Below are 23,989 nucleotides of genomic sequence, written 5' to 3'. Positions count from 1 at the left end.
GCAGCGTAGGCCCGCGGCGGCGGGGGCGCACGGACAGCGACCGCCGCTGCCGTATCGCCGACAGGGGCGCACGGACAGCGGCCGCGGCCGCCGTATCGGCGTATCGCCGGCGGCGGGGCTCAGGACGACCGGCTCACCGCCGCCTCGCCGCAGCGCACCGCCGCGCCTCCCACGAACGGCAGCAGCCGCTCCGCCTCCTCCTCCAGGGCCGCCCGGTCGGTCGCGGAGAGCGGCCGGAACGGAGTGAGCCGCAGCGTGCCCGCGTCGAGGGACCACGTTCCGTGCACCCGGCCGTCGACCAGGAAGCTCGGCCGCACCCGCGCCTGGCCGGGCATCACGTGTGCGCGGTCCTCGTCGCTGATGACCCGGGTGCGGTCGGCGTGGCCGAGCAGGACGTTGTCGAAGGCCGGCAGCAGCCGCACCGGGGCGGGGGTCCCGGGGTCGGGCAGCTCCGCGTCGGCCAGGTCGAAGAGTTCCCGGCCGTCCGGGTCGCGGTAGCGGCGCAGTTCGCCGCCCATCTCCGCGACGACCTCGCCCAGGCGGGTCAGCCCGCACCACGCCTGCACGTCCTTCACCCCGGCCGGACCGAAGCCGGCCAGATAGCGGCGGATCAACCCCTTCGCCGCTTCCCGGGCGGAAGCCGCCGTCGCCGCGGTCGCCATCGGCCGGCCCAGCCAGACCTCGGCGGGGGTGACGGAGACCGCCGACCGGTTGCCCCAGGAGCCCCACGCGCCGGTGGCCGCGCCGTGGACGAGCGGGGTGCTCAGCTCCACCTGTCCGGCCAGGATCCGCCCGTCGCGGCCCGGATGGCGTTCGGCCAGCCGCCGGGCCAGCTCCTTGCGCGACAGGGTTCCGCCCGCGAGCAGGCCGAGCGCCTCGGCCACCAGGGAAGCCGCGTCCAGGCCGGAGCTGTTCCGGGTGAAGTGCGGCGAACCGGCGGTGCGGTCGAGCACTGGCTGCAGCAGCGGCCGCAGCAGGCGGAAGTCGTCGGCCCCGGCGAGGTGCTGGGTGGAGCGGAGCAGTCCGGAGCGGACCACCTGCCGGTCCGCCAGCAACGCGGTGAGCTGCGGCTGCGTGAAGCCGTGGATCCTGCTCCACAGCCCCACGTAGGCCCAGTTGGGCTCCTGCGCCTGGAGCGCGACCAGCCGCCCGATCACCTCCAGCACGGTGCGATCGGTACGGGCCAGCAGGAACTGGCGGTCCATCAACGCCCGGTTCAGGGCCCGGAGGGAGAGGGTGGTCACGACAGCCGTACCGACACATTGCCCCGGTAGGAGCCCTGGAGCAGGGCCAGGAACGCCGCCAGCACGTCCTCGATCCCGCCCTCGACCACCGTCTGCGGGTAGACGAACCGGCCCGCGTCCAGCCAGGTGCTGAAGCACTCCCGCCAGGCCGCGATCTGATCGGGTGTGTGGTAGCAGGAGAACGGCAGCAGCTTCACGCCCCTGGCCCCGGCCGCCTCCTGGTCGGGCTTCGGGAAGCGCTCCGCCGCGTCGCCGAGCTGGCTCGACAGCGAGCCGCACAGCGCGAACCGCGCCCCGGGCCGGGCCGCCCGCAACGCGGCGTCGTACTGCTCGCCGCCCACGACGTCGAAGAACACCGTGATGCCGTCGGGCGCGAGCTCCCTCAGCCGGTCCGCCGGGGAGCCGTCGTGGTAGTCGAACGCGGCGTCGTAACCGAGCTCGTTCACCAGATAGTCGGCCTTCTCCGGGCTCCCCGCGCTGCCGATCACCCGCGCCGCCCCGAGGCACCTGGCGATCTGCCCGGCCAGCGAGCCGACCCCGCCCGCCGCCCCGGAGACGAACACCACGTCGCCCTCGCCCACGCCCGCCACGTCGGCCATCCCGTAGTACGCGGTCGGCCCCTGGCCGAGGTGGTAGCCGGGGTCGGCGAAGAGCCCGCGGTCGAGTTTGACGTACCCGGCGGCCGGACCCGCCGAGTACTCGCTCCAGCCGCTCATCGACTGGACCAGGTCACCGACCGCGAGCTCGGGGCTGTCGGACCGGACGACCGTGCCGATGGTGGCGACCCCCACCCGCTGGCCGGGCTCCCAGGCGGGCACCGGGATGGTGCAGTCGGCCCGCATCAGTTCCAGATACGTCGCGGCGAGCCCCACCTGGTCGGTCCGCACCAGGACCTCGCCGTCCACCTCCGTCTTGGCGACGGTGAAGTGCTCGGGGGTGGGGATGCCGGTGATCCGGGCTGCCAGCTGGATCTCACGGGTGATCATTCTCTGGTCCTCACGTCGGTCCGGTTCGGCCTTCGGGATCGACTCTAGGAACGCTTCCGGCCACTTTCCGGCCGGAAGTCGCGAGAGGATCCGGGCATGGCGAACACCAGCTCACGGACGCTCAGACTGCTCTCGCTGCTGCAGACCCACCGCCACTGGCCCGGCCTGGAACTGGCCGGCCGGCTCGGGGTGTCCGAGCGGACCCTGCGCCGCGACATCGACCGGCTGCGCGAGCTCGGCTACCCGGTCAGCGCCGCCCGGGGCACGGACGGCGGCTACCAGCTCGCACCCGGCGCCGTGCTGCCGCCGCTGCTGCTGGACGACGAGGAGGCGGTGGCTCTCGCGGTCGGCATCGGCGACGCCGCACGGAGCGGGATCGCGGGGATGGAGGAGGCGTCCCTGCGGGCGCTGACCAAGGTGGTACGGGTCCTGCCGCCCCGGCTGCGGGCCAGGGTGGACGCCCTGGGCGCGATGACCGTCTCCGCCTCCGTGTCCGGGCCGGTCGTCGCGGCGGGGGTGCTCACCGCGATCGTCCAGGCCTGCCGGGACGAGGAACGGCTGCGGTTCGGCTACACGGCCAGGGGCTCGGCACCGACCGAGCGCGAGGTCGAGCCGCACCGCGTCGTCGCCAGTGACGGACGCTGGTACCTGGTCGCCTACGACCTGCACCGGCACGACTGGCGCAGCTTCCGCCTCGACCGGCTGACCGGGCCGACGGCGACCGGCACGCGCTTCCGGCCCCGCCCGCTCCCGGCCGATGACGCCGCGGCCTTCGTCCGGACGACGAGCGGCGCCCCCGCCCCGTACCGGGTCGAGGTCCTGGTCCACGCGCCCGCCGAGCGGATCCGGCGGACGGTCGGTCAGTGGGGCACGATCGAACCGCTCGACGAGACCAGCTGCCGCCTCACCATGTCCTCCACCTCCCTCGACTGGCCGGCCCAGGCACTGGGCAACATGGGAGCCGAGTTCGAGGTCCTCGGACCACCGGAGTTCGTCGCACACGTCCACGAATGGGGCGCCCGCTTCCTCCGGGCCACCCGCCCGCCCCGGTGACCTGCCCCGCCACCGCGCGGGCAGATCGCCCGCCCCTGCGCGCATCCGTCCGACGCGCGCAGGGACGGGCGGGGCGTCACTCCTCGTCCCGCAGCCGCGCCGCCAAGGCGGTCAGCGGCTCGGTCTCCTCGGTGTGGCCCAGGGCGTTCAGTCGCGACACCGCCGCGGCGAGGCGGGGCAGGGCGGCGGCGGGCCGTTCCAGATAGATGCCCTCCACGGCACCCGCGAGACGGACGCACTCGGCCCACTCGCCGGCGTGGTCCTCCTCCGCCCCCGGCTCACCGAGCAGGGCGAGGGCCTTCTCCAGGGCGGCCAGGGCGTCCTCGTACTCACCGGCGTAGGCATTGACCCGCCCGTGCTCGTAGGCCAGGGCGGTGTCCAGGGAGCGGCCGCGGGCCTCGTACTCGGCGGCGCGGGCCTCGTCGGCGATCCGGCCGGCCTCGGCGAGGAGGGCGAGGGCGCCGGCCAGGCCGTCGGGGCCCTGCTGCTCGGCCTGGAGACGGGCGAGTTCCCGCAGGCAGTTGCTGAGCTGCTCGTAGCGCGGGGCCCGCGCATGGGCGGCGAGCGCCTGGTCCACGGCCTCGCGCGCCCGGCCGAACTCGCCGGACTCGCCGAGGAGTACGGCCGCCTCCGCGGCGATCATGGCGTGGCTCCCCGGGTCGTCCTCCCAGCCGGCCGACTCGGCCGCGAGGGCGACGAGCTCCGCCGCGGCGACCTTGAGGTCCTCCCCCGCGTGCAGCGCGCGGGCGCGGGTCAGGCGCAGCTGGGCGACGAGCCGGTCGTCCACCTCTCCGGCGGTGACGTCCGGTTCGGCCAGGAGGGAGTCGAGCAGCGCGATGCAGTCCTCGACCCGGCCCAGGTCGAGGCAGAGCTGAGCCGCGTTGCTGTAGGCGCAGTACGCGTCCGTCCGGCTGCCACCGCGCAGCTGCAGCTCCGCCGAGCGCGTCAGGTGCCGCAGCGCCTCGTCGGGGCTGCCGAGGTGCATGCACGCCTCGGCCAGATCGCTGTGGAGGCGGGCGGTCTCGGCCACGTCGGCCGGCCAGTCGGCGGCCAGTCGCAGGCCTTCGGCCAGGTCCGCCCGCGCGGTCCGCGCGTCCTGGAGGGCGAGGTGGATCCGGCCGCGCAGGGCGAGCGTGTGGGGCAGGTACCAGGCGGGGCCGTGCGTCCTCAGCCGGTCGAGGAGGCCGTCGATCCCGGTGACCGCGGTGGGCAGGTCACCGGAGAGGGCGTGGGTGGTGGCCCGGATCAGCAGCGCGCGGGAGATCTGCCCGCCGAGGTCGTGCCGGGTCGCGAGCGCGTGCAGCAGGTCGGCCTCGGCGAGGACCGGCGCGACGTGCTCCTCGTTCCCCGAGTTCTGCAGGCGCATGCCCAGCGCGGTCGCCCGCAGCCGCAGCAGACGGGCCTCCTGGTGCGGGGCGAGGCCGGCCGTCTCCTCGTGCAGGCGGACCATGGACGCGTGGGCGGCGCCCAGCGCGGCGGCCTTCGCCTCGGCGGCGGCGTCACCCTCCGCGGGGGTCTCGGCGTCGCCCTCCGCGGAGGTCTCGGCGGGGGCCTCGGCGGCGGCGAGCAGGGCGCAGGCGCGGGCGACCGCCGCATGGCCCGGCAGCCCGGCGTCGTCGTAAAGGCCCGCGGCCTCCTCCTGGAGAGCGGCGGCCTCGGCGAACTCGTCCCGGTCACCCGCCCGGCTCGCCTCGTCGCCCAGCAGGTCCGCGCGCAGCTGTGCGAGCGGCCCCACGGCCGGGTCGTCGGGGTGGGTGTAGTCGCCGGCGGCGACGAGCGTACGCAGCTTCGCCCAGCACGCCTTCGCGTCCGGGTGCCCCTGCACATCCAACTCCCTGGCGCGAACGATGAGTTCGGGCAGCGAGTCCGGGACGGCGGCGGCCGTACGGGCCGGGGGAGCGGCAACCGGGGCGGCCGGGGTCACCTCGTCGAGGCCGCGGGTGCGCAGGGTGAGCTCCAGCGCGTCCACGAGCGGGGCCCGGTCGAGACGGGCCCGGCGGCGGTCGGTCTGGGCCGTGGTTCCGTTGCGTGCGTCGAAGCGGGCGGCAAGGTCGTCGGCGCGGCCCCGCACCTCGGCGCGCAGTCCGGCCACCGTCCAGCTGCGGCCCGCGTATCCGGCGGCGGGCAGCTCGCCGTGGCCGAGGAGCTCGACGCGCTGGAGGAGGACCTCCACGCCGGTGAGGAAGTCGAACAGGTCCAGCGGCGAGTCCACCTCGCCGAACAGGTTCCGGTTCTCGGCGAGCAGTTCCAGGCCGCGTGTCTCGTTGCCGGTCAGCGCGCAGAACTCCAGGTGCCGTCCCACCTCTCCCGCCATCGAGGGGTTGCGGCGGCAGTTGCGGTAACCGGCGAGGTGCAGTTCACGGGCCCGGTCGGCGCGGCCGTCGCGCAGCAGGGGCAGCAGCGCGTACGAGACGGAGCGGGCCGGCTCCTCCTGGCAGGATTCCGTCCCGGCCAGGACGGGTTCCCAGGCGCTCAGCGCCCGTTCGTCCTCGCCCGCCGCGAGGTGGTACAGGGCGCGCTCGCAGGTCTCGCAGGCCTCGCAGTCGCTGAGCCGGGTCCGGGAGCGGCCGGCCCACAGCTCGTAGGCGAGGGTGGTGTCCTCGCCGATGTGGGCGGCCAGCTGGTACGCCTGGCCGTAGTACGGCTGAAGGCCCAGGCCGGCCTTCTCGTACCGGTCGCGCATCTCGGTCAGCCACTGGCGCAGGCTGGCCAGCGGGATCTCGGGCAGCACGCGCAGGGCGTTGGCCACCCACTTGAACCGCCAGAACAGGGTGTGGCGCCGGCGCTCGTCGAAGACGTCGGGCTGCTCGTCGAACAGGGTGAGCAGGCGGGCGAAGACGACGGGCGACTTCCGGGGCTCGGAGCCGTACGTGTACGCCTCCTGGAGCTCGAAGAGCGCGTGGACCAGCGGGACGGGCTCCGCGAACTGCTCGGCGGCGTCCACGAGTTCCTCGGCGGTGACCGTGCGGGCGCGGCCGTAGGGGCGCCGGTCGTTCTCCTGGAGCGCCTGGTACAGCTCGTCGGTGTTCTGGGGTGCGGTCGTCATCGTCAGCTGTCCTTGCGGAGGGCGTGGGCGAGGAGGTCGAGGAAGGAGCGGTTGATGAGGCTCGATTCGGCGGGCCTGAGCGGGCGCCGGGACAGCAGCACGGCCTGCCCGTAGAGGGCCTCGGCGCTGGTACGGGCCAGTTCGGGCTCTTCGATGGTGACGGCGGCGCGGACCAGCGGATTGAGCTGGTTGAGGATCAGCTGGGCCCGCGGGGCCTCCTGGCGCAGAGCGCCGAGGATGTCGCCCCACACGCCGCCCTCCTGCTCACGGGCGAGCCGGGAACGGGTCCGCTCGTGCCGGGCCTCGCGGCTGTCGACGAGGAGGGCGGGGGCGGAGGCGGGCTGGAAGGTGCGCAGCGCGACATCGCAGTCGAAGACGGCGAGGGCGTCGCGGGCCAGGGCGAGGTAGGCCACGGCGGCCAGTTCCGTCTCGCGGTCGACCGGGTCGAGGTGGGCGGTGAGGGTCGCCGGGTCGAGGTCGGCGACGCTGACCTCGGGCCTGATCTCGGGCAGCCGGTGGACCAGTTCGCGGTCGTACGTGTAGCCGCCGTTGACGACGCCGAGCCCGGCGGCCGAGGCGATCGCCGCGACCTGCCGGAACTCCTCCACGCTCGACGTCACGAGCACGGTGCGGTGGGTACGCGCGAACTCGTCGAGAGTGCTGTGCCCGTCGGTGGTCTCGAACGGCAGCCAGGGCAGCAGCATCCGCAGGATCTCGTCGTCGTGCACCGCGAGCGACTTCACGGCCAGGTGGTGGGCCTGGAGGAACCGGCCGAGCAGGTCCGGATCGCTGGCGGCGGCCCGCGCCATCCACGCGCGCAGCCGCTCGGCGAGGGCGTCGCGGACGGCGGCGAGCGTGTCGTCCTCGTACAGGGACTCGCGGGACGCCGTCGGGCGCAGGCTCTCGGCATCGACGACGCAGCGGACGAAGAACGCCCACTCGGGCAGGATCTCCTCGGCCTGCTCGGACAGCAGCATGCCCTTGACGTGCACTCGGTGGCCGTGGCGGCGCCCGGCCGGCACCGCCTCGGGCAGCACGCACGCGATGCCCTTCAGGCCCACGGCAGGCAGGTCCAGCTCGATGGTGTCCAGCGGCGTGAACCCGAAGACCTCCTCGCCGTACGCGGCCAGCGCCCGGGAACGGGCCCCCGGCGTGAGGTACGAACGCGCCCAGGGCGCGGGCTCCGGATTGACGGCCACGCCCGCTTCCCCCGTGCCGTCGTCGAAGGTCACCGGATGACGCAGCAGGGAGCCGAACTGCCGGGCCAGCGCGTGCACCTGCGCCGGCCGGGTCCACTCGTCCGTGTCCGCGCGCGGCGTCAGCGTGACGGTGGTGCCGGGCCGGGGGCGGGCGGACGCGGGCAGGGTGCGGACGGTGTAGCTGCCGTCGCCGCGCCCTCGCCACTCCACGGCGTGTGCGTCGGGGGTGCGGGCGGAGCGGCTCAGGACGTGGATCTCGTCCGCGACCAGGAAGCAGGAGAGCAGCCCGATCCCGAACTGGCCGATGAAGTCGCCGCGTTGCTCGGCGATCCGCTCGGCGCGCTTGCTGCTGCGCCCGATCGTGGCGAGGAAGGCGTGCACGTCGTCCTCGGTGAGACCGACGCCGTCGTCCTCGACGCGCACCACCGAACCGTCGGCGTACAGGCGGATGCCGAAGGCGTCGGCGGGGGCGTCCGGCGCGAGGCCGCTCCGCGCGGTCAGCGCGTCCACCGCGTTCTGCAGGAGTTCGCGCAGGTAGACGCGTGGGCTGGAGTAGAGGTGGTGGGAGAGGAGATCGACGAGGCCGCGCAGATCCACCTGGAAGGTGCGATCGGCGCCGGCCGGGGTCGCGGCGGTGTCGGGCAATGTCATCAGGCAGTCCGGGGTGAAAGGGGCGACGGGTGGCAGGGTGCGGCCGGCATCGGCACCGGCAGCAGGCGGTATCGGCACGAGGGCCGGGACCGGGACCGGCGTACGCTCAGGCGCGGCGCTGGAAGCGGGCGAACTGCTTCTGGGGCTCCGCGAAGTAGGACCAGGGCCATTCCGTGCAGGCGCCGTCGAGCGCCTGGAAGACGCGCCGGACCGTGTGACGCTCACCGGCCAGCGACAGGGCCATGGCGAACATGTTGAAGTCCCGCTGCCAGCCCGGATTCCGCACATAGCCGGGATGGAGAATGCTGTGATCGGCCGCGTTCCTCAACTCGGCCTGGATCTCAGGGGTTTCGAGGCAGCCCACGCTCTCCGACTCGACCCATTCGTCGATGTGCGCCATGGCGATCACACAGCCGATCCGGTGCCCCTCGGGGGCGCGGGCGAACGCGTCGCGGGCGAACGCCAGGGCCTGCCCCGGCTCGCCGCCCCAACGGGGCTGCAACTGCGACACCCAGTCGATGTGGGTCTCCAGGTCCAGCGGATCACGGCGCAGGGCGGCGTCGAGACGGGTCCGGTTGACGACGGTCCCCAGCGACATGCCGCGGCCCGAGATGAGGAGGCGGTGCCACGGCGCGACCCATTCCGGCCGCAACTCGGCGGCCTCGAACAGCTGCTCCTCGGCGATGTGGAGCCGCTCGTGGAAGACCCGCCACTGATCCTGCGTGACGTTCACCGCACGCTCGGCCGTACGCGCCTCCCAGCCCCAGCTGACGTGACGCGCCCCGGATATCAGGAGCGCCGTCGCCCGGTGCTCCTTGTCCTCCTCGACGGCACGGCCGATCCAGTCCTGCACACCGTCCAAGTCGGCCAACTGGTCCAGGACTCCGTGGTCACGCCCGAGGTCGAACGGCACCAACGCCGCCTTGACCCCCTCCCAGTCCCCCGCCCCGGCCGCCTCCACCAGCCCGAGCACCCGCTGATCGCCGAGCGCGTGCAGCGTGTACATCCCGTTCCTCTGCCGACGCGGAACGGGCAGAGCGTACGGATCCGCCGCCGGTCTCTCCCCACCCCTGCCGAACAGCTTGCCGAACATCCGAGCCCTCCCCTGGTCCCGCGCGATCGTCCGGTGCAGCATAAGCGGCCCCACCGACATCGCTTCCACGGAGTATTCACGGATGCTTCACAACCCGGGCCCTGAAGGTCATCCATCGGCCCCGAGCGCCATCCATGACAAAAACCCCAGGTCAAAATCTTGACCTGGGGTTTTCTACGGAGCCGCCTTCGGGATTCGCACCCGGGACCTACGCATTGCGAGGGCCTGCAAGTGCGCGCCGTTCGCTGCTCCGCGATCGCACGCGATCCGGTTCCACCTGGTCACAGGCGCATCGACCAAGACGGAGTGACGCCCGATCCAACGGGTGCCGCACCGTCCGCTCACGCGTCACTCACGCATCCGATTCCGAGGAGACTCCCGGTCGACCAGTCCGCACGCTCCGGGGATTCACCCCGGGCCGCCGCCCCGCACGTTCCTTCCCGCGCACGGGCTCACCGGACCTGACCCTTCTGTCTTTTCGTGCGACAGATCCCGCCCGGCGCGCAGGAGGGCGTGAAGCGCCCGGTCGAGGCCGTGACGCTCGGTGTCGGTGAGCCCGGAGACCAGGACCGAAAGACTGGCCGCGAGGTCGGTGAGGGCGGCGTCGGCGACGCGGCGGCCCTCTGCGGTGAGGGTGATACGAAAGCTGCGGCGGTCACCGGTGTCGAGGGCGCGTTCCACGAGGCCGGCCTTCTCCAGGCGGTCCAGCCTCTTCGTCATTCCCGCTCGCGACATCATCAGCTCGGCGGAGAGTGCGGACGGGCTCAGGGCGTACGGGGCGCCGGTGCGCCGCAGCGTCGCGAGGACATCGAAGTCACCCTTGCCGATGCCGTGCCGCCCTACGGCGCGTTCCCCCACCGGGCCGATGACGTTCTCCGCGACGAACGCCAGTCGGCCGACGGTCGCCAGCGCGGACACCTCCAGGTCCGGCCGTTCCCGTCGCCAGTCCTCGGCGATTCCGTCCACCGCGTCCGCATCACCTTCGCTCATGGCACAAAGTCTATTCGCCAGACGATAGTTCGCTGGAGTACTGTAATCTGGCGAACTATCTTCGAGCGAAGGATTTGAGGAGACCGCTGTGCGAACTCTCATCCGTGATGTGCGCGCCTTCGACGGCGTGCGGGCCATCGCGAGCGCCGACATCCTCATCGACGGCGACCGGATCGCCGAACCGGACGGCCGCGGCGCGGACGTCGAACTCGACGGCGCGGGCAAGACCCTGCTCCCGGGGCTGATCGACGCGCACACGCACACGTTCGACGGCAGCCTCGCGCGGGCACTGACGTACGGCGTGACCACCGAACTGGACATGTTCTGCCTGCCGTCGAACCTGCGGCGCCAGCGAAAGCTGGCCGCCGAGCGCGATGACGTCGCCGACCTCCGCAGTGCCGGAGTCCTCGCCACCGCACCAGGCGGCCATCCGACGGGAGTCATGGCGGCGATATCCACCATGCTGGACAACCCCGAGGATGCGGCCGGAGCGTTCGAGACAATCGCCGACCCCGCCCAGGCCGCATCCTTCGTCGCCGCTCGGGCAGCCGAGGGCAGCGACTACCTGAAGATCGTGCTCGACGACGGGTCGATGGCCGGGACACCGGTACCCACCCTCGGGCCGGACATCGCGACCGCACTTGTCGACGCGGCCCGCACCGCCGGGCTGAGGACCATCGCGCACGCGTGCACCGCCGGGGAGACCGCGCTCGCTCTGGATGCGGGCGTCGACGGCCTGGCCCACGTCTGGGCCGACACCCCACCGGGTGATCCGGCCGCCGACGCCCTGGCCTCCAGGCTCGCCGACCAGGGGGTCTTCGTGGTGAGCACGCTCGCCTACTTCGAGTCCATCGGCGGCGACAGCCCGGACCGCCTCACCAACGCCGCCCACGTGGTCGGCGTACTGCGCCGGGCAGGCGTACCGCTGCTGGCCGGCACCGATGCCAACCCTTTCGCGCCTCGCAACGGCGACGGCCTGCACCGCGAGCTGGAACTGCTGGTCCGGGCCGGCCTCTCCCCGCTCGAAGCACTGGCCGCCGGCACCGGTGTCACCGCCCGGCACTTCGGACTGACCGACCGCGGCCGCATCGCCCCCGGCCTCCGTGCCGACCTGGTCCTCGTCGACGGCGATCCGACCCGGGACATCATCGCCAGCCGTGCCATCGCGGACATCTGGCGCCGAGGTGTCCGGCAGCGCGGCATCCGGCAATCCGGCTGACGGCACCGGGCCCTGGGCCCGCCACAAGCGCCCTGCCACCGTCCATGTCTCCCTGGAGCACCTTCATGTCCCTACCCACGCTCAACTCCCCGCCCCGCGCCGGGCGTCACCCGGCCCAGCAGCTGATGCGGATCACGCTCGCCTTGCAGTCGCTCGTGATCCTTACGCAGGCGGTCACGGCCGGACTCCTGCTCGCCTCCGTTCCCGACGGCCGGGCGGTGCACAGTGCGATGGCTGGAGCCGTCCTGCTCGCCGTGCTGCTCAACCTCGGCGCCGCGATCCTGGCCTGGCGGCCGGGCGGCGGCTCGCCGCGCCTGATCGTCAAGAGCATCCCCATGCTGCTGTTCACGCTGGCGCAGATGGCGCTCGGCTACGCCCACGTACGGGAACTCCATGTACCGGTCGGAGTGTTGATGTTCGGCGCGAGCATCATGCTGCTGGTCCAGGTCCGGAACGGTGACCGGTCGGCCCGAGGCGGTGAGGCATCGTGACGTTCACGAGACGGCGGACGCTCCAACTCCTCGGGGGATCGGCCGTGGGGCTGCCTGCCCTCGGCCTGGGGCTACCGGCGCTGAAGGCGGCCGTCACCGGCAAGCAGATCGACACGGTGGGCAAGGTCGCCTTCACCAACCGAGTCCAGGCACCCCCGCTCGCCCCGTCCCGGATCGACCGCGAGGGAAGGCGGGTCTTCAAGCTGAACATCCGCGAGGGAAGAAGGGAGTTCACGGCAGGCAGGTGGTCGCCGACCTGGGGAGTCAATGGCGACTATCTCGGCCCGACGCTGCGGGCCGAGCGCGGTGAGACCGTGCTGTTCGACGTGGCCAACGATGCGGGCGAGGCGACCTCGCTGCACTGGCACGGCATGCACCTGCCGCCCACGATGGACGGCGGACCGCACCAGACGATCGCGCAGGGAGCGACCTGGTCGCCCACCTGGACGATCGACCAACCCGCCGCCTCGCTCTGGTACCACCCGCATCCGCACGGGAAGACCGCCCAACACCTCTACCGCGGTGTGGCCGGCATGTTCCTCATCGACGATGACGACGCCGCCACGGCCGGATCGCTTCCCCACCAGTACGGCATCGACGATGTTCCGGTCATCGTGCAGGACCGGCGGTTCATCGACGGCAGGGTGGACCCGGACGAGCAGATGGCCGGCACCACCGGCTTCCTCGGCGACGAACTGCTGGTCAACGGCGTACACGGGCCCTACCTGGACGTCCTCACCGAGCGAATACGGCTGCGTTTGCTGAACGGCTCCAACGCACGTGTCTACAACTTCCACTTCGCCGACAACCGCACGTTCCACCAGATCGCCTCCGACGGCGGACTGCTGCCGACACCCCACACCACCGACCGGGTGCAACTCGCACCGGGCGAGCGCGCCGAGATCGTGGTCGAGGTCAGAGCCGGTGAACGCCTGGTGCTGCGCAGCGACTCGCCGGCCACCGGCAGCGGTTTCGTCCAGCAGGACGGCGGATCCGACCGCTTCGACGTACTGCAACTGCGGGCGGCCTCCACGCTGACCGCCTCACCCCGCATTCCGACGCGGCTGGCACACATCCCCCGGATCGCGGAGACCTCGGCCACCAGGACCCGGACATTCGAACTCGCCGAGCACCGGATCAACGGCAGGCAGATGCAGACGGACCGCATCGATGTCGCCGTGCGCAAGGACACCGCCGAGATCTGGGATGTACACAGCGGCGACGGCACCTTGCACAGCTTCCATGTGCACGACGTCCAGTTCCAGGTCCTGTCGGTGAATGGACAGCAGCCGCCCCCGGGACTGTCCGGGTGGAAGGATACGGTCCTCCTGCCTCCCGGTACGGCGATGAGCCTCATCATGCGGTTCACCGACTACTCGGACCCGAACATCCCGTACATGTTCCACTGCCACATGCTGTACCACGAGGACCAGGGAATGATGGGCCAGTTCGTGGTCCTGAGCCCCGGACAACGCGTTGGCGGCCGGCCGCCACGACTCCCCGCTCACGAAGAACACGCACACCACAGCTGAAGCACGCCGCTCCCTGCGCACCGACGCCCCCGACGGAGCCGCGCGTGGATGTCTCGGTCTCGCGCATTCGGGAGTCCGGCCCGAGCCGCTATGAAACCGACATCCGAGTGCACCTCAAGCCGCGCATCGGTAACCGTCGTTCGAGCAGCTCCGTGTCAGCCACCTCAGCGAGATGTTCAGGGACATCCGCGACGCCAACGGCTCGTCGCCGCATCCGGGCCTCCCGCCGAACCGGCTGCACGACCTCCGGCACGGCGCGGCCACGCTCATGCTCGCCGTCGCCGTCGACCCCGCTCACGCAAGCACTTCCACGACGTCCTCGCCGTGCGGCTCGGCATGCCCGGGCATGAAAAAACCCCAGGTCACGGCGAGTGAGTCCTGGGGTAATTCCGAGCCGCCTTCGGGATTCGAACCCGAGACCTACGCATTACGAGTGCGTTGCTCTGGCCAACTGAGCTAAGGCGGCACGCCCTGTCGCACCATGGTGCGATCAGCAGCGTCGCCAAGTCTACACAGTTTCCGGGGGTGCTCCGTACCAGCCCCGCTCCGGGCCGTTTTCGCAGGTCAGTGGCGAGGCGGGGTGGTCAGGTGCACTTCTTGCCCTCGGTGGGCGGGGTGCCCTCCAGGAGGTAGGTGTTGATCGCCGTGTCGATGCAGTCGCTGCCGCGGCCGTACGCCGTGTGGCCGTCGCCCTGGTAGGTGAGGAGGGTGCCGGAGGAGAGCTGGCCTGCGAGGGACTCGGCCCACTCGTACGGGGTGGCGGGGTCGCGGGTCGTGCCGACCACCACGATCGGGGCGGCGCCCTTCGCCTCGATGCGGTGGGCGGTGCCGGTGGGCGGGACCGGCCAGTCTGCGCAGTTCAGGGCGGCCCAGGCGAAGGCCTTGCCGAAGACCGGAGAGGCCTTCTCGAAGCTGGGGACGGCCCGGGTGACGGCCTCGGCGTCGGCGAAGGCGGGCGGCTGGTCCAGACAGTTCACGGCGGCGTTGGCGAACATGAGGTTGGCGTACGTGCCGTTCGGCTGGCGCTCGTAGTAGTTGTCCGACAGGGCCAGGAGGCCGGAGCCGTCGCCCTTCTGGGCGCCGGCGAGGGCCTCGCGGAGCTGGGGCCAGGTCGACTCGTCGTACATGGCGGCGATGACCCCGGTGGTGCCCAGGGACTCGGTGAGCCTGCGGGAGTCACCGGTGGCGATCGGCCGGGCGTCGAGGTCCGCGAAGAGCCGCTTCAGGCGGGTGGCCGCATCGGCGGTCGAGGTGGTGCCGAGCGGGCAGTCCGCCTTCTTCACGCAGTCGGCGGCGAAGGCCTGGAACGCGGTCTCGAAGCCCGCGGTCTGGTCGCGGTTCAGCTCGACGGCGTCCAGCGACGGGTCCATCGCGCCGTCGAGGACCAGACGGCCGACCCGGGCGGGGAAGAGCCCCGCGTACGTCGCACCGAGGAAGGTGCCGTACGACGCCCCGACGTAGTTCAGCTTCTCGTCACCGAGCAGGGCTCGCAGCATGTCCATGTCGCGGGCGGTCTCGACGGTGGAGACATGGGGCAGGATCTCGCCGGAGCGGTCCTCGCAGCCGCTCGCGAACTGCTCGTACGCGCTGTCCAGCTCGGTGACCTCGGCCGCGTCGTCCGGGGTCTGGTCGACCTGGGTGTACTTGTCCATCTGCGGACCGGTGAGGCATACGACGGGCTCGCTGCGGGCCACTCCGCGCGGGTCGATGGCGACCATGTCGTACCGGGCGCGGACCTGGGCCGGGTAGCCGACGCCCGCGTAGCTCTGGAGGTATTCGATGGCGGAACCGCCGGGTCCGCCCGGGTTCACCAGGAGGGAACCGATCCGCTCACCGGGACCGGTGGCCTTCTTGCGGGAGACGGCCAGCCTGATGTCGCCGCTGTCCGGATTCTTGTAGTCCAGCGGGGCCGTCATCGTGGTGCACTGGAATCCCTCGACGCCGCAGTCCCGCCACTTCAGCTGTTGCGCGTAGTACGGCTTGAGCGCTTCGGGGACGGCCGGCGCGGACGCTGCGGGCGATGTGGACGGCGAGGCGCTCGTCGAACTGCCGCTGGTGCAGCCTGAGATGAGAAGGCCGGCGGTGCCGAGCGTGGTGGCGAGGATACGGAGCGAGCGCCTGGTGTTCATCCTCGGAGCGTAGTCGCCCTGTGACGACTCGCCCGATTCGCTCCCCGGACGAGTGAACGCGCGATCATGAATGAGCGATCGTGAACGGGGTGGTGCGGATCGGCCGCCGGTACGACGGATTCGCGAGTGGGGGCGGTGGGCGCCGGACGGGCTCGGTGGGCCCGGCAGGTGCGGATGGGGCCGGGCGGACGGGTCGCCCACGGGCAGGCAGCCGCGCCCCGGCCGTGGTGTCAGCCCGCGCGCAGGGCCATTGTCATCGCCTCCACCGCGAGCAGCGGCGCCACGTTGCGGTCCAGCGCCCGGCGGCAGGCGATCACCGCCTCTATCCGGCGCAGGGTGCCCTCGGGCGTGGAGGAGCGGGCGATCCGGTCGAGCGCGTCCTCGGCGTCCGCGTTGGCGATGGCGATCCCCGAGCCCAGCTGGATGGCCAGGACGTCGCGGTAGAAGCCGGTCAGATCGGTGAGCGCCAGATCGAGGCTGTCGCGCTGCGTACGCGTCTTGCGGCGCTTCTGCCGGTCCTCCAGCTCCTTCATCACCCCTGCGGTGCCGCGCGGCAGCCGTCCCCCGGCGACGGCTCCGAGCGCGGCCTTCATCTCTTCCGTCTCCTTGGCGTCGACCTCCTCGGAGACCTGCTTGGCGTCGTCGGTGGCGGTGTCGATCAGCTCCTGGGCGGCCTTGAGACAGCCCCCGATGTCCTCGACCCGCAACGGGAGCTTGAGCACGGCGGCGCGGCGCGAGCGGGCCCGCTCGTCGGTGGCGAGGCGGCGGGCCCTGCCGATGTGGCCCTGCGTGGCCCGGGCGGCGGACGCGGCCCGCTCCGGGTCGATGCCGTCCCGCCTGATCAGGACGTCGGCGACCGCGTCGACCGGGGGCGTGCGCAGCGTGAGGTGACGGCAGCGGGAGCGGATGGTGGGCAGCACGTCTTCGAGGGAGGGCGCGCAGAGCAGCCACACCGTGCGGGGCGCGGGTTCCTCGACCGCCTTCAGCAGCACGTTCCCCGCGCCTTCGGTGAGACGGTCGGCGTCCTCCAGGACGATGACCTGCCAGCGGCCGACGGCCGGGGAGAGCTGGGCGCGGCGGACCAGCTCGCGGGTCTCCTTCACACCGATGGAGAGCAGGTCCGTACGGACCACCTCGACGTCGGCGTGCGTACCGATGAGGCTGGTGTGGCAGCCGTCGCAGAAGCCGCAGCCTGGCGCACCGCCCAGGGCGCGGTCGGGGCTGGTGCACTGGAGGGCGGCGGCAAAGGCCCTGGCGGCGGTGGAACGGCCCGAGCCCGGGGGCCCCGTGAACAGCCAGGCATGGGTCATCTTCGACCCCGGAGGGACCTGCTCCCCCGCCGAGTGGGCGGTGACCAGCGCATCGGCGTCCCGGGCGGCGGCGCCGAGCTGCTCCTGCACCCGGTCCTGGCCGACCAGGTCGTCCCATACGGTCATGGGTCACCGCCCTTCCTGCTCGTCGCTGCTTGTTGTTGCCGGTCGCTGCTTGCCGATCCGGATTCCCCGATCCGACTCCCATTGTGGGGGACGGGTCTGACAATCCCGGCAACAAGGCGTGCCGGCTGCCGGGCGGGACGTCCCGCCCGGCAGCCGGCACGGATCAGCGGCGCGGGCGGCGTTCCCGGCCCGAGCGGCCCGAGCCCTCGTCGTCCGGCTGGTCGCGGTGATCGCCCAGCAGTTCGTCCGCCAGCGTCGGCAGATCGTCCAGCGGGGTCTCCTCGGCCCAGTCGGGACGAGGCCGCCGGCCGGAGCGCTCCCGGTGCTCCGGACGCTGCTGGTCCTCCCAGCCGCCGACCTGCGGAAGCTCGCGGGTGCGCTCGTTCTCGCTCTCCGGCGCGGGGCTCGCCGGGCGCTCGTCGCGGAAGATGCCCCGCGGAATACGGTCCGCCGGATTCGTCTCCCGTACCGGGGGAAGAACCGTCGTCTCGTCGGCGGCACCCGCCGCACCGGAGCCGCCGGCACGGCCGGACCGGTCGTGGATCTTGGGGATCATCGCCGTCTCGGCCTCGTCGGAAGGCGAGCTGTCCGGCGCGGGCACCTGCTGCGTCACGTCGTTCGGGTTGACGATCGGCGTCGGCACCGTGATCTCGTTCTCCGGCACGGACGCCGCTGCGGCGGCCTCCGCCCGGGCCTTCTCCGCCGCCGCGGCGGCCTCGGCCTCCGCACGCCTGCGGGCCTCCTCGGCGCGCAGCAGCGCCTCCTCGGCCTTGCGCTGCTTCTCCAGCCGCAGCGCCTCGGCCTCCTTGCGCAGCCGCGCCTCCTCCTCGGCCTGCCTGCGCAGCCTGGCCTGCTCGGCCTCGCGGGCAGCCTCCTCGGCCTCCCGCCGGACCCGCTCCTCCTCGGCCACCCGACGGGCTTCCTCGGCCCGCTGCCGGGCCTCCTCCGCCTGCCGTTCGGCCTCGCGCCGGCGTGCTTCCTCCAGCTCGCGGGCCTTGCGCTCCTCCTCCTCGGCACGGAGCTTGGCGAGCTGTTCCTGCCGCTCGCGCTCCAGCCGCTCCTCCTCGGCCTTGCGGGCCGCCTCTTCCTCGGCCTTGCGCCTGGCCTCCTCCTCGGCGGCCTTGCGCGCCTCCTCCTGGGCCTTGATCTCGGCCTCGGAGAGCGGAAGGAGCTGGTCGAGCCGGTGCCGTACGACCGTGGTGATCGACTCCGGATCCTGGCCCGCGTCCACGACCAGGTAACGGGTCGGGTCGGCCGCGGCCAGCGTCAGGAAGCCGGACCGGACCCGGGCATGGAACTCCGGCGGCTCGGACTCCAGCCGGTCGGGGGCCTCGGTGAACCGTTCCCGCGCGGTCTCCGGGTCGACGTCCAGCAGCACCGTCAGGTGCGGGACGAGGCCGCTCGTCGCCCAGCGCGAGATCCGGGCGATCTCGGTCGGGGAGAGGTCGCGGCCCGCGCCCTGGTAGGCGACGGACGAGTCGATGTAGCGGTCGGAGATGACGATCGCGCCCCGCTCCAGCGCCGGGCGGACGACCGAGTCGACGTGCTCGGCGCGGTCGGCGGCGTACAGCAGCGCCTCGGCCCGGTTGGACAGCCCGGCCGACGAGACGTCGAGCAGGATCGAGCGCAGCCGCTTGCCGACCGGCGTCGCGCCCGGCTCGCGGGTGACGACGACCTCGTGGCCCTTGGCGCGGATCCAGTCGGCGAGCGCCTCGACCTGGGTGGACTTGCCCGCGCCGTCGCCGCCCTCCAGAGCGATGAAGAAACCGGTCGCGGCGGGGGCGACCGCCGGGTCGCCGCCGCGCAGCGCCTCACGCAGATCGCGGCGCAGCGGCACTCCGGAGCGGTCGTCCGTCTTCGCGAGGACGATCACGGCGACCGGCAGCAGCAGCGCGCCGATCAGCATCAGCGTGAAGGCCGCTCCACCGTGCTCGAATACGAAGTCGCCCGAGCCCAGCCGGTGGGCGCCGATCGCGGCGGCCAGCAGCGGGCCCGCGAGCGCGCCGAGCGCGATGAGGACCCGTACGACGGCCTGGAGGTGCTCGGTGGTCCTGGCCCGGCGGAACTCCTCGGTCTCCTGGTCGACCAGGACATGACCGGTGTGGGCGGCGACGCCCGCGGCGTAACCGGCGAGCACCGCGATCATCAGCACGGTCGCCGTGTCCGGCACGAGGCCCATGGCGAGCAGCGCGAGGCCGGTGACGGCGGTGGCCAGCGAGAGCAGCCGGCGCCGCGACAGGGTGGGCAGCACCTTCTCCGCGGTCCGGATGCCGACCCCGGTGGCGCCGGTCAGGCCGAGGATCAGCAGTGCGAAGGTGGCGGGTCCGCCGCCCAGGTCGGCGGCGTGCAGCACCGAGACGGCGGCGGCCGCGGCGATGGCTCCGGCGACGGCGGCCGACGCTCCGACGACCAGCGGGACGGATCCGGTGCGGCCCTTGTCGGGTCCGCTGCCGCTCGACGGCCGTCGCAGGCCCTCCAGCGGCGAGCGCGGGCGCGGGGTCTGCGTACCGGGCAGTTCCAGGAAGTACAGGATGGAGATCGACGCCGAGAAGAGCCCGGCCGCGACGTACGAGCCGAGGGCCGCCTGGTGGATCGAGAACCATTCCAGGCCCGAGCCCAGCAGATTGCCGATGAGGGTGGCGATCAGCAGTGCGGCCGCCGCCAGCGGGATCGCGGCGAAGTCGGTACGGACGGAGAGCCGGCGCAGTGCGTCGAGGTGGTCGGGCAGCGGGCGTACCGTCGCGCCTTCGGGGGGCGGGGCGGGCAGCAGCGCGGGGGCGGCGCCGTCCTTGGCGACCGTCCACAGGCGCTCGGCCGCGCCGACGACGAAGACGGTGATGAGGATCATCATGAGTGCCTTGTCGGGCATCCAGTCGATCCACAGCGGCGCGACGACCAGCAGCGCGAGCCGCAGCCCGTCCGTCCCGATCATCAGCCACCGCCGGTCCAGCGGTCCGCCGGGCGCGGTGAGCGTCGTCAGCGGCCCCAGGAGTACGGCTCCGAAGAGCAGGGTGGCAAGGATCCGGGCACCGAACACCGCGGCGACGGCGAAGGCCGCACCTCGGTACCCGGTCCCGAATGAGCCCTCAAGGACCGCCGCTTGCAGCGACATCAGCACCAGCACGAGAAGGGCGAGTGCATCGCCGGTACTGCCGACGAGCTGCGCGCTCCACAACCGCTTCAGCGGGGGAACACGCAACAGGGCTCGTACGGCGCGCTCGCGTGAGTCTGCGGCAAGTGTGTCGGAGGTGGGGCTCACGACCGTTGGCTGCTCGGCTCGCGTCATCCGCCCAGCCTATCCGGAGCGGCGGGGTCCCCGGGGGCCCCGTCCGAACATACGGGCGCCCGAGCCGTTCCGGTGCTTCCGGCCCGCCCCGCCGGAATCCCGTGCGAACGCCGAAGGGGCCGGAAAATCCGGCCCCCCGGGACGCTTCGGCCCCACCGCTCGGTTCAGTCCTCCACGGACGCCGCTCAGTCCTCCACGGACGCCGCGGTGGCCTTCTTCGCCGCGGTCGCCTTCTTGGCGGTCGTCGTCTTCTTCGCGGCCGCCGTCGTCTTCTTCGCCGCCGTCTTCTTGGCGGTCGCCGTGGTCTTCTTGGCGGCCGTCTTCTTCGCGGTCGCCTTCTTGGCCGGGGCCTTCTTCGCCGTCTTCTTCTTGGCGGGTCCCTTGGCACGCTTCTCGGCGAGCAGCTCGTAGCCGCGCTCCGGCGTGATGTCCTCGACGCTGTCTGCGGTGCGCAGCGTCGCGTTGGTCTCGCCGTCGGTGACGTAGGCGCCGAAGCGGCCGTCCTTGACCACGACCGGAGCCCCGCTCACCGGGTCCGTGCCCAGCTCCTTCAGCGGCGGCTTGGCCGCGGCCCGGCCGCGCTGCTTGGGCTGGGCATAGATCGCGAGGGCCTCTTCGAGCGTGATGTCGAAGAGCTGGTCCTCGGAGGTGATCGAACGCGAGTCCGTGCCCTTCTTCAGGTACGGGCCGTAGCGGCCGTTCTGCGCGGTGATCTCGACACCCTCGGCGTCCTCGCCGACGACGCGCGGCAGCGACATCAGCTTGAGCGCGTCGGCGAGCGTCACCGTGTCCAGGGACATGGACTTGAAGAGCGAGGCGGTCCGCGGCTTCACCGCGTTCTTGCCGGTCTTCGGGGTGCCCTCGGGCAGCACCTCGGTGACGTACGGGCCGTAGCGCCCGTCCTTGGCGATGATCTGGTGCCCGGTGACGGGGTCCGCGCCGAGCTCGAAGTCGCCGCTCGGCTTGGCCAGCAGCTCCTCCGCGTACTCGACGGACAGCTCGTCGGGCGCCAGTTCCTCCGGCACGTCCGCGCGCTGGTGGCCCTCGGCGTCCTTCTCACCGCGCTCGATGTACGGGCCGTAGCGGCCCACCCGGAGCTTGATGTCGTTGCCGACGGGGAACGAGGAGATCTCGCGGGCGTCGATCGCACCGAGGTCGGTGACGAGCTCCTTGAGACCGCCGAGGTGGTCGCCGTCGCCGTTGCCCGCGTCGGAGGCCGAGCCCGCACCGGCCGTGTCGTCGCCCGCACCGAAGTAGAAGCGCTTGAGCCACGGCACGGACTGGGCCTCACCGCGTGCGATGCGGTCGAGGTCGTCCTCCATCTTCGCGGTGAAGTCGTAGTCGACGAGCCGGCCGAAGTGCTTCTCCAGCAGGTTGACCACGGCGAAGGAGAGGAACGACGGAACGAGCGCCGTGCCCTTCTTGAAGACGTAGCCGCGGTCCAGGATCGTGCCGATGATCGACGCGTACGTCGACGGGCGGCCGATCTCGCGCTCTTCGAGCTCCTTGACCAGCGAGGCCTCGGTGTAGCGGGCCGGCGGCTTGGTGGCGTGGCCGTCGACCGAGATCTCCTCGGCGGACAGCGCGTCGCCCTCGGCGACCTGCGGCAGGCGCCGCTCGCGGTCGTCGAGCTCGGCGTTCGGGTCGTCGGCGCCTTCGACGTACGCCTTCATGAAGCCGTGGAAGGTGATCGTCTTGCCGGACGCGGAGAACTCGGCGTCCCGGCCGTCGCTCGCCCGGCCGCCGATCTTGACGGTGACGGAGTTGCCGACCGCGTCCTTCATCTGGGAGGCGACGGTCCGCTTCCAGATCAGCTCGTAGAGCCGGAACTGGTCGCCGGTGAGGCCGGTCTCGGCGGGGGTGCGGAAGCGGTCGCCGGAGGGGCGGATCGCCTCGTGCGCCTCCTGCGCGTTCTTGACCTTGCCGGCGTACGTGCGCGGCTTGTCCGGCAGGTAGTCGGCGCCGTAGAGCTGGGTGACCTGCGCCCGTGCCGCGGAGACCGCGGTGTCCGAGAGGGTCGTGGAGTCGGTACGCATATAGGTGATGAAGCCGTTCTCGTACAGCTTCTGCGCGACCTGCATGGTGGCCTTGGCCCCGAAGCCCAGCTTGCGGCTCGCCTCCTGCTGGAGGGTCGTCGTACGGAACGGGGCGTACGGGGAGCGGCGGTACGGCTTCGACTCGACGGACCGGACGGCGAACGAGGAGCCGGCGAGCGCGGCGGCCAGGGCGCGGGCGTTCGTCTCGTCCAGGTGCAGCACCTGGCCGGAGGCGGACTTCAGCTGCCCGTCCGGACCGAAGTCGCGGCCCTGGGCGATGCGGCGGCCGTCGACCGCGCTGAGGCGGGCGGTGAGGTTCGACGGGTCGGAGGCGTCACCGGTGCGGCCGGTGGCGAAGGTGCCGGTGAGGTCCCAGTACTCGGCGGAGCGGAAGGCGATGCGCTCGCGCTCCCGCTCGACGACGAGACGGGTCGCCACGGACTGGACACGGCCGGCCGACAGGCGCGGCATGACCTTCTTCCACAGGACCGGCGAGACCTCGTAGCCGTAGAGACGGTCGAGGATGCGGCGGGTCTCCTGGGCGTCGACCATGCGCTGGTTGAGCTCGCGCGGGTTGGCGACGGCGGCCCGGATCGCGTCCTTGGTGATCTCGTGGAAGACCATCCGGTGGACCGGGACCTTGGGCTTCAGGACTTCCTGCAGGTGCCACGCGATGGCTTCGCCCTCGCGGTCCTCATCGGTGGCGAGGAAGAGTTCGTCGGACTCGGCCAGCAGCTGCTTGAGCTTCCTGACCTGGGCCTTCTTGTCCGCGTTGACGACATAGACGGGCTGGAAGTCGTGCTCGACGTCGACGCCGAGCCGACGGACCTCGCCGGTGTACTCGTCCGGTACCTCTGCGGCGCCGTTCGGCAGGTCGCGGATGTGCCCGACGCTCGCCTCGACGACGTATCCGGGGCCGAGGTAGCCCTTGATCGTCTTCGCCTTGGCAGGCGACTCGACGATGACGAGTCGGCGGCCGCCCTGTGCGGTCTCGCTGGTCGGGGACAACTTCGCTCTTCTCTCCGGTCGACGCTCGGTGGGCATCCGGGCAGCGCGATGACGCTGCCGATGGTGCTGTCGCTGCGGAGTGTGACGGTACAACCCGCCCCCGTGTCAAACGGCAAAAGCCCGCAACGGCCACTCGAACGGTAACCCGACTTCCGCCATTCCTGCCGCCCGGACCGCCCGGTCCGCCGTGTGCGCGGTCACTGCCTGCGGGTTTCCGGGTGCTGTGGCGGCGCTGCGGACGCCGGTGGCGGGCCGCCTGCGGTCCGGGCGTGTTCCCCGCCACTGCCTGCTGTGCGCTGCGGGTTTCCGGCCGGACCGGTGGGCGGTGGATCAGATGCGGGTGAAGCACCACACGCCGAGGACGAGAAAGAGTACGCCGAACACAGTGGCGAGCGCGGCGGAGGCCACGGGGCTCACACCGTGCGCCACCGGCGCGCGGTGCAGCACGCGCGCCCCCGTCCACAGCAGCAGCGCGGCGCCGAACAGCGCGAATGCCGATCCGGCGAAGACCGCGGGTCCGCTCTCCATGCCGTACGCCTCCCTGTTCCTGGCCGGGCCGGGGCGGGTGCCGTCCGGCCAGGGGGAGGCTG

At 72.4% G+C, this 23,989-nt stretch carries 15 protein-coding genes, 1 tRNA gene and 1 pseudogene; 5 read left to right on the top strand and 12 right to left on the bottom strand.

Annotated features, from left to right (window positions below; genetic code table 11):
• Nucleotides 1–119: 119 nt before the first annotated feature.
• Both ACFYY7_RS30080 and ACFYY7_RS30075 read right to left on the bottom strand, forming a co-directional pair.
• A complete protein-coding gene (locus ACFYY7_RS30080; protein WP_388666414.1) occupies nucleotides 120–1,244 on the bottom strand; it encodes a winged helix DNA-binding domain-containing protein in 1,125 nt (374 codons plus the stop codon).
• Entirely contained in the window at nucleotides 1,241–2,230 is a 990-nt protein-coding gene (locus ACFYY7_RS30075) for a zinc-binding dehydrogenase (protein WP_388666411.1), read from the bottom strand. The genes ACFYY7_RS30080 and ACFYY7_RS30075 overlap by 4 nt, the downstream gene beginning before the upstream one ends.
• Nucleotides 2,231–2,326: 96 nt before the next feature.
• On the opposite strand from ACFYY7_RS30075, the gene ACFYY7_RS30070 reads away from it, so the two are divergent.
• Nucleotides 2,327–3,283 (top strand): helix-turn-helix transcriptional regulator, encoded by a 957-nt coding sequence (locus ACFYY7_RS30070; RefSeq protein WP_388666408.1) that lies wholly within the window; start codon nucleotides 2,327–2,329, stop codon nucleotides 3,281–3,283.
• A 76-nt stretch (nucleotides 3,284–3,359) separates the two neighbouring features.
• Here the strand turns inward: ACFYY7_RS30070 and ACFYY7_RS30065 are convergent, their stop codons facing one another.
• The 4 genes from ACFYY7_RS30065 to ACFYY7_RS30050 all read right to left on the bottom strand — a co-directional run bounded on the left by ACFYY7_RS30065 (nucleotide 3,360) and on the right by ACFYY7_RS30050 (nucleotide 10,262).
• The gene (locus tag ACFYY7_RS30065) at nucleotides 3,360–6,329 is read right to left on the bottom strand and encodes a hypothetical protein (protein ID WP_388666405.1); all 2,970 of its coding nucleotides are present in this window, start codon (nucleotides 6,327–6,329) and stop codon (nucleotides 3,360–3,362) included.
• A gap of 2 nt (nucleotides 6,330–6,331) precedes the next feature.
• Nucleotides 6,332–8,179 (bottom strand): HSP90 family protein, encoded by a 1,848-nt coding sequence (locus tag ACFYY7_RS30060; protein WP_388666401.1) that lies wholly within the window; start codon nucleotides 8,177–8,179, stop codon nucleotides 6,332–6,334.
• Between the two features lie 106 nt (nucleotides 8,180–8,285).
• Nucleotides 8,286–9,272, bottom strand: coding sequence for a hypothetical protein (locus ACFYY7_RS30055; protein WP_388666398.1), 987 nt, complete (start codon nucleotides 9,270–9,272; stop codon nucleotides 8,286–8,288).
• Between the two features lie 408 nt (nucleotides 9,273–9,680).
• Nucleotides 9,681–10,262, bottom strand: coding sequence for a MarR family winged helix-turn-helix transcriptional regulator (locus ACFYY7_RS30050; protein WP_388666395.1), 582 nt, complete (start codon nucleotides 10,260–10,262; stop codon nucleotides 9,681–9,683).
• Between the two features lie 88 nt (nucleotides 10,263–10,350).
• On the opposite strand from ACFYY7_RS30050, the gene ACFYY7_RS30045 reads away from it, so the two are divergent.
• The 4 genes and pseudogenes from ACFYY7_RS30045 to ACFYY7_RS30030 form a co-directional block, all read left to right on the top strand.
• Nucleotides 10,351–11,481 (top strand): amidohydrolase family protein, encoded by a 1,131-nt coding sequence (locus ACFYY7_RS30045; RefSeq protein ID WP_388666392.1) that lies wholly within the window; start codon nucleotides 10,351–10,353, stop codon nucleotides 11,479–11,481.
• A gap of 65 nt (nucleotides 11,482–11,546) precedes the next feature.
• Nucleotides 11,547–11,972: a hypothetical protein gene (locus ACFYY7_RS30040; RefSeq protein ID WP_388666389.1), complete on the top strand. Its 426-nt coding sequence runs from the start codon at nucleotides 11,547–11,549 to the stop codon at nucleotides 11,970–11,972.
• A complete protein-coding gene (locus ACFYY7_RS30035; protein ID WP_388666386.1) occupies nucleotides 11,969–13,504 on the top strand; it encodes a multicopper oxidase family protein in 1,536 nt (511 codons plus the stop codon). Before ACFYY7_RS30040 ends, ACFYY7_RS30035 begins: the two co-directional genes overlap by 4 nt.
• 62 nt (nucleotides 13,505–13,566) lie before the next feature.
• Nucleotides 13,567–13,793 (top strand): annotated as a pseudogene (locus tag ACFYY7_RS30030) (hypothetical protein); the annotation flags it as partial.
• Nucleotides 13,794–13,896: 103 nt separating this feature from the next.
• Here ACFYY7_RS30030 and ACFYY7_RS30025 read toward each other — a convergent pair.
• The 6 genes from ACFYY7_RS30025 to ACFYY7_RS30000 all read right to left on the bottom strand — a co-directional run bounded on the left by ACFYY7_RS30025 (nucleotide 13,897) and on the right by ACFYY7_RS30000 (nucleotide 23,927).
• A tRNA-Thr gene (locus ACFYY7_RS30025) sits at nucleotides 13,897–13,970 on the bottom strand.
• A gap of 118 nt (nucleotides 13,971–14,088) precedes the next feature.
• Complete coding sequence (locus ACFYY7_RS30020) at nucleotides 14,089–15,633, bottom strand: alpha/beta hydrolase (RefSeq protein WP_388666383.1); 1,545 nt, start codon at nucleotides 15,631–15,633, stop codon at nucleotides 14,089–14,091.
• 230 nt (nucleotides 15,634–15,863) lie between these two features.
• Nucleotides 15,864–17,069: a DNA polymerase III subunit delta' gene (locus ACFYY7_RS30015; protein WP_388666380.1), complete on the bottom strand. Its 1,206-nt coding sequence runs from the start codon at nucleotides 17,067–17,069 to the stop codon at nucleotides 15,864–15,866.
• 163 nt (nucleotides 17,070–17,232) lie between these two features.
• Nucleotides 17,233–20,355 (bottom strand): dTMP kinase, encoded by a 3,123-nt coding sequence (gene tmk / locus ACFYY7_RS30010; RefSeq protein ID WP_388666377.1) that lies wholly within the window; start codon nucleotides 20,353–20,355, stop codon nucleotides 17,233–17,235.
• A gap of 185 nt (nucleotides 20,356–20,540) precedes the next feature.
• A complete protein-coding gene (gene topA, locus ACFYY7_RS30005) occupies nucleotides 20,541–23,399 on the bottom strand; it encodes a type I DNA topoisomerase (RefSeq protein WP_388666374.1) in 2,859 nt (952 codons plus the stop codon).
• Nucleotides 23,400–23,729: 330 nt separating this feature from the next.
• Nucleotides 23,730–23,927 carry a hypothetical protein gene (locus ACFYY7_RS30000; RefSeq protein ID WP_266731806.1) on the bottom strand — a complete coding sequence of 66 codons (198 nt, stop codon included), beginning with the start codon at nucleotides 23,925–23,927 and terminating at the stop codon, nucleotides 23,730–23,732.
• Nucleotides 23,928–23,989 lie beyond the last annotated feature (62 nt).

It is taken from the genome of Streptomyces sp. NPDC001933, from assembly GCF_042890955.1.
Taxonomy (GTDB): Bacteria; Actinomycetota; Actinomycetes; order Streptomycetales; family Streptomycetaceae; genus Streptomyces.
This window is presented reverse-complemented; position numbering and strand designations above follow the sequence as displayed.

Coding starts and splice junctions, on each gene's coding strand:
- ACFYY7_RS30075 (WP_388666411.1), bottom strand. CDS start 2,230: ATGATCACCCGTGAGATCCAGCTGGCAGCCCGGATCACCGGCATCCCC.
- ACFYY7_RS30070 (WP_388666408.1), top strand. CDS start 2,327: ATGGCGAACACCAGCTCACGGACGCTCAGACTGCTCTCGCTGCTGCAG.
- ACFYY7_RS30065 (WP_388666405.1), bottom strand. CDS start 6,329: ATGACGACCGCACCCCAGAACACCGACGAGCTGTACCAGGCGCTCCAG.
- ACFYY7_RS30060 (WP_388666401.1), bottom strand. CDS start 8,179: ATGACATTGCCCGACACCGCCGCGACCCCGGCCGGCGCCGATCGCACC.
- ACFYY7_RS30055 (WP_388666398.1), bottom strand. CDS start 9,272: ATGTTCGGCAAGCTGTTCGGCAGGGGTGGGGAGAGACCGGCGGCGGAT.
- ACFYY7_RS30050 (WP_388666395.1), bottom strand. CDS start 10,262: ATGAGCGAAGGTGATGCGGACGCGGTGGACGGAATCGCCGAGGACTGG.
- ACFYY7_RS30040 (WP_388666389.1), top strand. CDS start 11,547: ATGTCCCTACCCACGCTCAACTCCCCGCCCCGCGCCGGGCGTCACCCG.
- ACFYY7_RS30020 (WP_388666383.1), bottom strand. CDS start 15,633: ATGAACACCAGGCGCTCGCTCCGTATCCTCGCCACCACGCTCGGCACC.
- ACFYY7_RS30015 (WP_388666380.1), bottom strand. CDS start 17,069: ATGACCGTATGGGACGACCTGGTCGGCCAGGACCGGGTGCAGGAGCAG.
- tmk (WP_388666377.1), bottom strand. CDS start 20,355: ATGACGCGAGCCGAGCAGCCAACGGTCGTGAGCCCCACCTCCGACACA.
- ACFYY7_RS30000 (WP_266731806.1), bottom strand. CDS start 23,927: ATGGAGAGCGGACCCGCGGTCTTCGCCGGATCGGCATTCGCGCTGTTC.